Source organism: Pseudomonas sp. GW821-FHT09E12 (assembly GCF_059416085.1).
On record NZ_JBWKOM010000012.1, the window covers coordinates 154,989 to 164,846 of the forward strand.

The 9,858-nt window shown below is 60.9% G+C and carries 7 protein-coding genes; all 7 read left to right on the top strand.

Annotated elements, in window-relative coordinates; translation table 11 throughout:
* The first annotated feature begins 30 nt into the window (after positions 1-30).
* Entirely contained in the window at positions 31-972 is a 942-nt protein-coding gene (locus AC07PQ_RS28780; protein ID WP_003171603.1) for a ribose-phosphate pyrophosphokinase, read from the top strand.
* A 140-nt stretch (positions 973-1,112) separates the two neighbouring features.
* Positions 1,113-1,712 (top strand): 50S ribosomal protein L25/general stress protein Ctc, encoded by a 600-nt coding sequence (locus AC07PQ_RS28785; RefSeq protein WP_007928342.1) that lies wholly within the window; start codon positions 1,113-1,115, stop codon positions 1,710-1,712.
* A 168-nt stretch (positions 1,713-1,880) separates the two neighbouring features.
* Positions 1,881-2,465 carry an aminoacyl-tRNA hydrolase gene (pth, locus tag AC07PQ_RS28790; RefSeq protein ID WP_007928340.1) on the top strand — a complete coding sequence of 195 codons (585 nt, stop codon included), beginning with the start codon at positions 1,881-1,883 and terminating at the stop codon, positions 2,463-2,465.
* 22 nt (positions 2,466-2,487) lie between these two features.
* Entirely contained in the window at positions 2,488-3,588 is a 1,101-nt protein-coding gene (ychF, locus tag AC07PQ_RS28795; RefSeq protein ID WP_007928338.1) for a redox-regulated ATPase YchF, read from the top strand.
* Positions 3,589-3,881: 293 nt separating this feature from the next.
* Positions 3,882-4,508 (top strand): response regulator, encoded by a 627-nt coding sequence (locus AC07PQ_RS28800; RefSeq protein ID WP_007928336.1) that lies wholly within the window; start codon positions 3,882-3,884, stop codon positions 4,506-4,508.
* A 4-nt stretch (positions 4,509-4,512) separates the two neighbouring features.
* The gene (locus tag AC07PQ_RS28805; protein ID WP_493186637.1) at positions 4,513-8,106 is read left to right on the top strand and encodes an ATP-binding protein; all 3,594 of its coding nucleotides are present in this window, start codon (positions 4,513-4,515) and stop codon (positions 8,104-8,106) included.
* 253 nt (positions 8,107-8,359) lie between these two features.
* Positions 8,360-9,853: an N-acetylglucosamine-binding protein GbpA gene (gbpA, locus tag AC07PQ_RS28810; RefSeq protein WP_493186638.1), complete on the top strand. Its 1,494-nt coding sequence runs from the start codon at positions 8,360-8,362 to the stop codon at positions 9,851-9,853.
* The last annotated feature ends 5 nt before the right edge of the window (positions 9,854-9,858 follow it).

The window sequence follows — 9,858 nt, forward strand, 5'->3', positions numbered from 1 at the left end:
AGGTATACCCTCAGCCTTCAGGTACTGCGCGTGTCCAAGATGATGGTCTTTACGGGGAACGCTAACCCCGATCTGGCTCGGCGTGTCGTACGTCAGCTGCATATCCCTCTCGGTGACATCTCTGTCGGTAAATTTTCCGACGGCGAAATTACCGCTGAGATCAATGAAAATGTCCGCGGTAAAGACGTCTTCATTATTCAGCCGACTTGCGCTCCGACCAACGATAACCTGATGGAACTCGTCGTGATGGCTGATGCCTTCCGCCGCTCCTCAGCGACTCGAATCACTGCTGTAATTCCTTACTTTGGTTATGCCCGTCAGGATCGCCGTCCGCGTTCCGCACGTGTGGCTATCAGCGCGAAAGTCGTGGCTGACATGCTTACCGTAGTCGGCATCGACCGTGTTCTCACGGTTGATTTGCATGCTGACCAGATTCAGGGCTTCTTCGATATTCCGGTAGATAACATCTACGGCTCCCCGGTTCTGGTGGATGACATCGAAGACCAACGTTTCGAAAACCTGATGATCGTCTCCCCGGACATTGGCGGCGTCGTGCGTGCACGTGCCGTGGCCAAATCCCTGGGCGTGGATCTCGGGATCATCGACAAGCGCCGCGAGAAAGCCAATCACTCTGAAGTGATGCATATCATCGGTGACGTTGAAGGCCGTACCTGCATCCTGGTTGACGACATGGTCGATACCGCCGGCACCCTGTGCCATGCGGCCAAGGCCCTGAAAGAGCATGGCGCTGCCAAGGTCTTTGCCTACTGCACACACCCTGTGCTGTCGGGTCGAGCAATCGAAAACATTGAAAATTCCGTGCTGGACGAGCTGGTGGTGACCAACACCATCCCGCTGTCCGCTGCAGCACAAGCCTGTGCACGTATCCGTCAACTGGATATCGCACCGGTTGTTGCCGAAGCGGTTCGCCGTATCAGCAACGAAGAATCGATCAGCGCGATGTTCCGCTAGGGCCCTGCCCTAGCCTTACATCTCGATGACGAAAAGCGCCCCGCCCCAGCATTCCTGTTGGGGCGGGGCTTTTTTGCCCATATCGCCTTTAGCGCTGGTCGCAAACGCTGGGGCGAGTGTGGTTATTTTGGAGATACAACATGAACGATTTTACTCTGAATGCTGAACTGCGTTCCGACCTGGGGAAAGGTGCGAGCCGCCGCCTGCGTCGTCTCGCAAGCCTGGTTCCAGCTGTAGTTTACGGTGGCGACAAAGCCCCTGAATCCATCAGCATGCTGGCCAAAGAAGTTGCCAAACTGCTCGAAAACGAAGCGGCTTTCAGCCACGTTATCGAACTGAACGTTGGCGGCACCAAGCAAAACGTCGTGATCAAGGCGCTGCAACGTCACCCGGCCAAAGGCCACGTGATGCACGCTGACTTCGTACGCGTTGTTGCTGGTCAGAAACTGACCGCTATCGTTCCAGTGCACTTCATCAACGAAGCTGCTCCGGTCAAGAAAGGCGGCGAGATTTCGCACGTTATCGCTGAAATCGAAGTGTCCTGCCTGCCGAAAGACCTGCCTGAGTTCATCGAAGTCGACCTGGGCGACGCTGAAATCGGCACCATCGTTCACCTGTCGAACATCAAGGCCCCTAAAGGCGTTGAGTTCGTTGCTCTGGCTCACGGTAACGACCTGGCTGTTGCCAACGTTCACGCTCCACGTGTTGCTCCAGAAGCTGCAGAAGGCGCTGCAGAGTAATTCACTCTGCTTGCCGGAGTTACCGGAAACATCGCGGACTGGAACGTAGCGAGAAAGCGGGCGGGAACGCGGAGTTTACATAATGGTAAATGAGCACTTGTCGTCCACTTTCGCCGCACACTCCAGTCGCGGCGATGTTATCCACAACTCCAAGGAAGGGCCCCTATCGTGACTGCCATCAAACTGATCGTTGGCCTGGGTAATCCAGGCGCCGAATACGAACAGACCCGGCATAACGCAGGGGCCCTTTTTGTTGAGCGCATCGCCGAGAAACAAGGCGTCAGCCTTGTGGCCGATCGCAAATATTTCGGCCTGACCGGGCGCTTTTCGCACCAGGGTCAGGACATTCGCCTGCTGATACCCACCACCTACATGAACCGCAGCGGCCAGGCCGTGGCGGCATTGGCCGGTTTCTTCCGTATCAAACCCGAAGAAATCCTGGTGGCGCATGACGAACTCGACCTGCCACCCGGCGTCGCCAAGCTCAAACAGGGCGGCGGGCATGGCGGGCACAACGGGTTGCGCGACATCATCGCGCAACTGGGCAACCAGAATACCTTTCACCGCTTGCGGCTTGGCATCGGCCACCCAGGCGTCGCCAGCATGGTCTCGAACTTTGTCCTGGGTCGTGCGCCGCGCGCCGAACAGGAAAAGCTCGATGCCAGCATCGATTTTGCCCTCGGCGTGCTGCCGGATATCTTCGCCGGGGAATGGAACCGTGCGATGAAAAACCTGCACAGCCAGAAGGCCTGACTCTTATCCGAGGGGAAACACCATGGGATTCAACTGCGGCATCGTCGGCCTGCCTAACGTCGGCAAGTCCACCCTGTTCAACGCCCTGACCAAATCCGGTATCGCGGCCGAGAACTTCCCCTTCTGCACCATCGAGCCGAACAGCGGCATCGTGCCGATGCCGGATCCGCGTCTGGACGCCCTGGCCGCCATCGTAGTGCCCGAGCGCGTGCTGCCGACCACCATGGAGTTCGTCGACATCGCCGGCCTGGTGGCGGGCGCCTCGAAAGGTGAAGGCCTGGGTAACAAGTTCCTGGCCAACATCCGCGAAACCGATGCCATCGCCCACGTGGTCCGCTGCTTCGAAGACGACAACGTGATCCACGTGTCCAACAGCGTCGACCCGAAACGCGACATCGAGATCATCGACCTGGAACTGATCTTCGCCGACCTCGACAGCTGCGAAAAGCAACTGCAGAAAGTTGCGCGCAACGCCAAGGGCGGTGACAAGGACGCCGTGGCGCAGAAAGCCCTGCTCGAGCAACTGATCGCGCACTTCACCGAAGGCAAGCCAGCGCGCAGCCTGATGAAGAACATGAGCGCCGACGAAAAAGCAGTGATCAAAGGCTTCCACCTGCTGACCACCAAGCCGGTCATGTACATCGCCAACGTTGCTGAAGACGGTTTCGAAAATAACCCGCACCTTGACGTGGTCAAGGCCATCGCCGAAGAAGAAGGCGCCGTGGTTGTGCCGGTCTGCAACAAGATCGAAGCGGAAATCGCCGAACTTGAAGACGGCGAAGAGAAAGACATGTTCCTCGAAGCCCTGGGCCTCGAAGAACCTGGCCTGAATCGCGTGATCCGCGCCGGCTACGAAATGCTGCACCTGCAGACCTACTTCACCGCCGGCGTCAAGGAAGTGCGCGCCTGGACCGTCCGCGTCGGCGCTACCGCGCCGCAGGCCGCCGCAGTGATCCACACCGACTTCGAGAAAGGCTTCATCCGCGCCGAAGTGATCGCCTACAACGACTTCATCCAGTTCAAGGGTGAAGCCGGTGCCAAGGAAGCCGGCAAATGGCGCCTGGAAGGCAAGGACTACATCGTCAAGGACGGCGACGTGATGCACTTCCGTTTCAACGTCTGATCTGACCTGTGCGAAATGCCCCGTGGCTTGAAACCCAAGCCACGGGCTCGCCGATGGGACTCCTGGTCCTGCTGGCTGTTACGCCCCCTTACTCCCTCCTATTTGCCAATGCTTTACGGACATCCCCTGCCCCATGCCCGCTGTCAGGCCAACGCCTGTTTTGCCTGAAGCGGTGGACACTTCATCGCGCCACGCGACAGGAGTACCCTGCGCACCACTGACACTGTCAGATACTTGCATGCGTTCTGCTTAACTCTATGCTCTCGCTACGCACGGACAGGAACCCGCCACAGATGCAAAGGAAAGTAATACTCGTCGACGATCATCTGCTGACACTGATCGGCATCCGCGCCTCGCTCAGCGGCGACAGCACGTTGCAGATCGTCGGCGAGGCCCAGAATGTCGAAGGGCTGTTCCAGCTGTTGGCCGAACAGCCCTGCGATCTGGTCGTCACTGATCTGATGATGCCCCACAGCGAACAGGCCGACGGCATCCGTCTGATCGAACAGTTGCGCCGCCGTTACCCCGAGATCGCAGTCATCGTGGTGACCATGCTCAACAACCCGGCGCTGCTGGCCTCGATCCTCAAGCTGGGGGTCCAGGGGTTGATCAGCAAGCGCGGGGTACAAGGCGACCTGCAAAAGGCCATTCGCGCAAGCCAAGCCAAACCCTTCGTCTCCCCGTCCATCCGGCATCTGTTCGACCCCGTGGAGCCTATGGCCGAGGTCGAACAACTGTCCCCTCGCGAAGTCGAGGTGCTACGCCTCTACGGCGCCGGGTTGTCGGTCAATGAAATCGCCCTGCACCTCAATCGTTCCAAGCAGACCATCAGCAGCCAGAAGAGCAGCGCCATGCGCAAGCTGGGCCTGGACAGCAACGCCAGCCTCTACCTGTACATCCAGGAAGTCGGGCTGGCCTGAGACTATGCCGAACCCTCCAGCCGGCCTGCCGCGCCTGATCCTCTGGATCACGCTCTTGCTGACCAGTGTCGCGTCCCTGGGCGCCGCCGAGCCCGAGCCTGCGCCGCTGTCCCTGGCCACGCTGATGGCCATGCGTCAGACGTTGCCCCCTCGCCCGCTACGGGTCGCCGAAGTGAGCGCCTCCAACGAGCAACCCGAACCTCGTGGCAACGATGTGCTCAACCAGATCACCAACGACTACCTGGAACACATCAGCCAGTTTCTCGAACTGCCGATTCAACGGGTGCCCTACCCTTCGGTGGACAGTGCCATCGCCGCCCTGATCGCTGGGGACATCGATCTGATGCCCCGCGCCACCGAGTACGAAAGAAAACAGCCTGGGTTCATCTACAGCAAGCCCTACCTGGACAACGAGCCGATCATCGTCGGGCGCATCGCCGACAAGGAACTGTCCCCTGACCTGGCGGGCAAACGCGTGCTGGTTCCGGCCTACTATGTGCAGGCTGAAACAGTCGGCAAGGCCTATCCCAAGGCTGAACTGATCGTGATCAACAGCATTGTCGAGGGCCTGCAACGCCTGTCCGACGGCGGAGCCGACGCACTGATCGGCGATCAACTGCGCACCAATTTCTATATGCGCAGCCTGGCCAACCTCAAGTTGCAGAACAAGTACGTCGCCAATCTGCCGGCCATGGGTTTCAGCTTCGCCGCCCGCGGGCATGAGGACAATCTGGTGCCCCTGATCAACGCCGCGCTGAAGACGGTTTCCCGGGAGCGCAAGCAAGAGATATTGCAGCACTGGGAACGCTCGCCCTGGCTGTTCGCACCGACCGACTCCTTCGCCCTCAACAGCGCGGAAGACAGCTGGCTCAAGCGTCTTCCTTCGCTGAACCTGATCGCCCACGAAATCCCCAATTACCTGTACCGCAAGGACGACGGCCAATGGGCCGGACTGGCGTTCAATGTGCTGCGCAGCCTGGCCGACGACTACCAACTGCAACTGAACATCATCGACAGCCAGTCCCCGGATATCGACCGCCAGCGCCTGGAACGGGATGAGGCGCAAATCGCCCTGTCGCTGGCACCAACTCCGGTCCGGCAAAAGAGCCTGTTATTCAGCGATGGCTTCGGCACCGAGTACTGGGCCTTCATTACCCGCGAGGGCGCCAGTTCCCCCAGCTCGCTAGCGGCCCTGGAGGGCAGGCGCCTGGCGATCGCCGCCGGACATCCCCTGCAGCCTCTGCTCCAGAGCCGCTACCCGAGCATCGAACTGGTACTCACCGACTACTATTCCCAGGCCGTGCATCTGGTCGAACAGGGCATGGTCGACGCCACACTGAACAGCGCCGCCGATGCCCAACTGCTGGACAATCCCCGGCTCCGGGCCGGCAAGCAGTTCCAGGCCCAGGCCGAGCCCCTGGTGTTCGCCGTATCGGCCAAGCACCCCGAACTCCTGAGCATTCTCAACAAACTCCTGTATTCGTTGAAAACTTCGGACGGCAACCAGGACCGCATCAGCATCCAGGCGCGCCCCGCCACCAAGGGTTCGCTCTGGGCCTACCTGCCGAGCTGGGTCTGGCAAAGCGCCGCGCTGGTCCTGGTGCTGGTGCTGCTGTCGTTTTACTGGAACTGGCGCCTGCGGATTCAGATCCGCCAGCGGCGCGTCGCGCAGAATCAGCTCAAGGACCAACTGGCCTTCCAGTTCGCCTTGCTCAACGGCTTGCCCATCCCGCTTTACGTGCGTGACTTGCAAGGGCGCCTGAGCACCTGCAACCACGCTTATGAGCAGTTCTTCGGCCGGTCCCTGGACGAGATGCGCGGCACCACGCCGCAAGAGCAAGGCATCGCCCCACGCGCCCTGGCCCTGGATCTGGAGGAGCAGCACCAACGGCTGCTGGATAACCGCCAGTCGCAATTCCTCGACAGCGTGATCGAGGTCGATGGCCAGGCCCATCATATCTACCAATGGCTGGTGCCCTTCTACACCGCACTCGGCAAGCAGCAGGGCCTGCTGGGCGGCTGGATCGACATCAGCGTGCGCAAGCACCTGGAACACAAGCTGCTCGAAGCCCAGCAGCAGGCAGTCGACGCCAGCGCGGCGAAAAGCCAGTTCCTCGCGACCATGAGCCATGAGCTGCGCACCCCGCTGAACGCCATGGTCGGCCTGCTGGAGCTGGAAACCAGCGGCGCGTCCCCCCCTTCGCAAAACCTCAGCATCGCCCAGCAGTCGGCGCAATCGATGATCGACCTGATCGGCAATATTCTCGATCTGGACAAGGTCGAGACTGGCCAGATGGAGCTGGTGCCCAGCCCCACCGACCTCGATCAACTATTGGCCAACTGCCTTGAGCTGTTCGCCGCGCAGGCCCGGGAAAAACACCTGGAGCTGAAGCTGCAACACCGCCTGCCCCCCGAGCGGCGCTACCAGGTGGACGCCCTGCGCCTGACGCAGATCCTTCACAACCTGTTGTCCAACGCCTTGAAGTTCACGAACCAGGGCTGGGTCGAACTGTCGGTCCAGGAGCTGGACTCGGGGCCTCGGCAAAGCCGCCTGATGTTCCATGTCAGCGACACCGGCATCGGCATCGCCGAGGATCAGCAGCCGCAGATTTTCGCGCCTTACCAGCAAGCCCACGCCGAGATCGCCCACCTGCACGGCGGCTCCGGCCTGGGCCTGAGCATCTGCAAACAGCTGGTCGAGCTCATGGGCGGCAGCATCCGCCTCGCCAGTGCGCCGGGCCAGGGTTGCCGGGTCAGCTTCGAACTGACCCTGCCCTGGCAACCGGACAAGGACGAGCCGCAGCATGCCCTTCAAGGTGCTACGGCGGTGGCCGGGTTAAATGTACTGATCGTCGACGACGTCTCCACCAACGGCCTGGTGCTCGAACAGCAACTGCTCAGGCTCGGCCATCGCGGGACCTACGTCAGCAATGGCAAAGCGGCCTTGCAAGCCTGGGAGCAGGGCCACTTCGATGTGCTGGTCACCGATTGCAACATGCCGCACATGGACGGCTACGCCCTGGCCCGCAGTGTCCGTGCCGCAGAGCAGGCGCGCGGGCTGCCCAGGACCCCGATCATCGGCTACACCGCCCGCGCCCTGGCAGACGAAAAGCAGCGTTGCCAGGCGGCCGGCATGGACGACCTGATGATCAAGCCCATCGTCCTCGAGCGCCTGCGGGAAATACTCGGCAAGCTGAAAGCGCCCGGGCTATCCAGCTCATCTCTCAACGCCCCCCTCACGCCGCCCCTCGCCCCAGCGCCTGACGAGGAGGCTGCCACAACGTTCGACCTGACCTACCTGGAGGGCTTCCAGAGCGATCCGCAGCTCAAGGAGCGCTTGCTCCAGGAGCTGCGCCGGAACCTGGAGCAGGAGCGCGAGCTGCTGAGCGCCCCGCTGCCCGACACGCCGGAGTTCCTCGAACAATGGGTCCACCGGGCCAGCGGCCTGGCCTGCACGGTCGATTCGCCGGCGTTGATGCGGGCCTGCCTCGACCTGCAACGTGCGGCTCGTGGAAGCGAGCAGGACCTGGAGGCGCAACGCCACGCGGTGCTGTCGGTCATCGAACGCATGCTGCGCGATATCGAACGCCACGGCTGACCCGTCCCGGGCAGCCCTGAGCAACAATCCGACCCTGGGCAACCCCAGGCCGCCCTCCTGAAACATTTTGTTCCATTCCCTGGCTCGCCGTTTCGTACTCGTCTCATACAAGGCAAAAGCCCCGCTCGGCATCCTAGGCCCCCTTCGAAACCGGGCGCCGCGGACCAGGAACACTCCAGGTCGACTTATTGGGCGGCCGGCATCGAAGAACTCAAAAAAAGACTCTTTCATATCCCTAATTCAAGGTGATTCGATGCTTCATAACACCCGCGCCAGCGCCATGCGCAAGCTTCCGTTGGCCATCACCCTCGGCCTGGCTTCGCTGGCCAGCCAGCAAGCCTTCGCCCACGGTTATGTCGAAAGTCCGAAGTCCCGTGCCTTCATGTGCTCCGCCACCGGCGGCAACCTCAACCGCGATTGCGGCCCCGTCACTTACGAACCGCAGAGTGTCGAGTACTCGCCATCGGTCCAGCATCACTACCCCAAGGATTACTGCTCGGGCGACTTCACCCAATGCGGTCCGGCGAACGGCACCATCCCGGCGGGCGGCATCACCAGCTTCTCGCAGCTCAACGAGCAGACGGCGACCCGCTGGCAGAAAACCACGATCAAGCCGGGCATGAATGAATTCACCTGGCACTACTCCGCCGGTCACGCCAGCGCCTACTACCAGTTCTACATCACCAAGAAAGACTGGAACCCGAACCAGCCGCTGACCCGCGACTCCTTCGAGATGACCCCGCTGCTCAATGAAAACGCCGGTGGCGTGCGTCCGCCGGCCGGTGGCAAGACCCAGCACAAGGTCAACATTCCTGCTGACCGCAGCGGTTACCACGTGATCCTGGCGACCTGGAAAATCGCCGACACCGCCGCCACCTTCTACCAGGCCATCGACGTCAACATCGACAACGATGGCGCGCCGATTCCCGACTGGAAAATCCTCGGCGCGGTACAGCCTGAACAACTGCAAGTCGGCGACAAGGTCAGCACTCGCGTGTTCACCAATGCCGGTGAACAGCAGAACCGCCAGACCCGCCTGAACATCGAAACCGCCGAGCAGGCCAACGCCAACACCTGGCCGTTCCTGTTGGCGGAAAAGGTCAACAAGGCCAATGCCGGCTATGTGATGGGCGAGCTCAACGCCAACAACGAAGTCGTGCCCAACTACGGCAAGAACACTATGTACGCCAAGAACAACAGCGACGTGGTGCGTGTGGAAATCCAGAAAGAGCAGCCGAGCATTCCTGGCGAGCTGAAACTTTCCGGCCTGCAGGCCGAGTACACCCTGAAGGACAACGCCACCGACCTGCACTTCAATGCCATTGCCCAGGGCGGCAAGTACACCATCAGCTCGACGGTCTTCAACGGCAAGAATGAAAGCATTGCTCACATACAAGCCGAGCCTGGCAACAACACCCCGCACTTCTCCATCCCGCTGCGTAATGTCAGCGAAGGTGAGTACGACGTGGTGGTCGTGGCCAAGCCGGAGAAAGGCGAGCAGCTGCAACAAAGCCAGCGCATCACCCTCAAAGCCGAGGAAGTGGGCGGCGGCGGTGATTACGACTTCGTCTTCCCCAAAGGCCTGACCGGCTACAAGGCCGGCACCAAGGTCCTGGCCAAGGACGGCAACGTCTATGAATGCAAGCCGTTCCCTTACAGCGGCTACTGCATCCAGTGGAACGCTGGCGCCACTCAGTTCGAGCCTGGCGTGGGCAGCAACTGGAAGGACGCCTGGATTCGCAAGTAATCCAT

Excerpts from the sequence above, each read along its gene's own strand:
- AC07PQ_RS28785 (WP_007928342.1), top strand. The coding sequence starts at position 1,113 with ATGAACGATTTTACTCTGAATGCTGAACTGCGTTCCGACCTGGGGAAA.
- ychF (WP_007928338.1), top strand. The coding sequence starts at position 2,488 with ATGGGATTCAACTGCGGCATCGTCGGCCTGCCTAACGTCGGCAAGTCC.
- AC07PQ_RS28800 (WP_007928336.1), top strand. The coding sequence starts at position 3,882 with ATGCAAAGGAAAGTAATACTCGTCGACGATCATCTGCTGACACTGATC.
- AC07PQ_RS28805 (WP_493186637.1), top strand. The coding sequence starts at position 4,513 with ATGCCGAACCCTCCAGCCGGCCTGCCGCGCCTGATCCTCTGGATCACG.
- gbpA (WP_493186638.1), top strand. The coding sequence starts at position 8,360 with ATGCTTCATAACACCCGCGCCAGCGCCATGCGCAAGCTTCCGTTGGCC.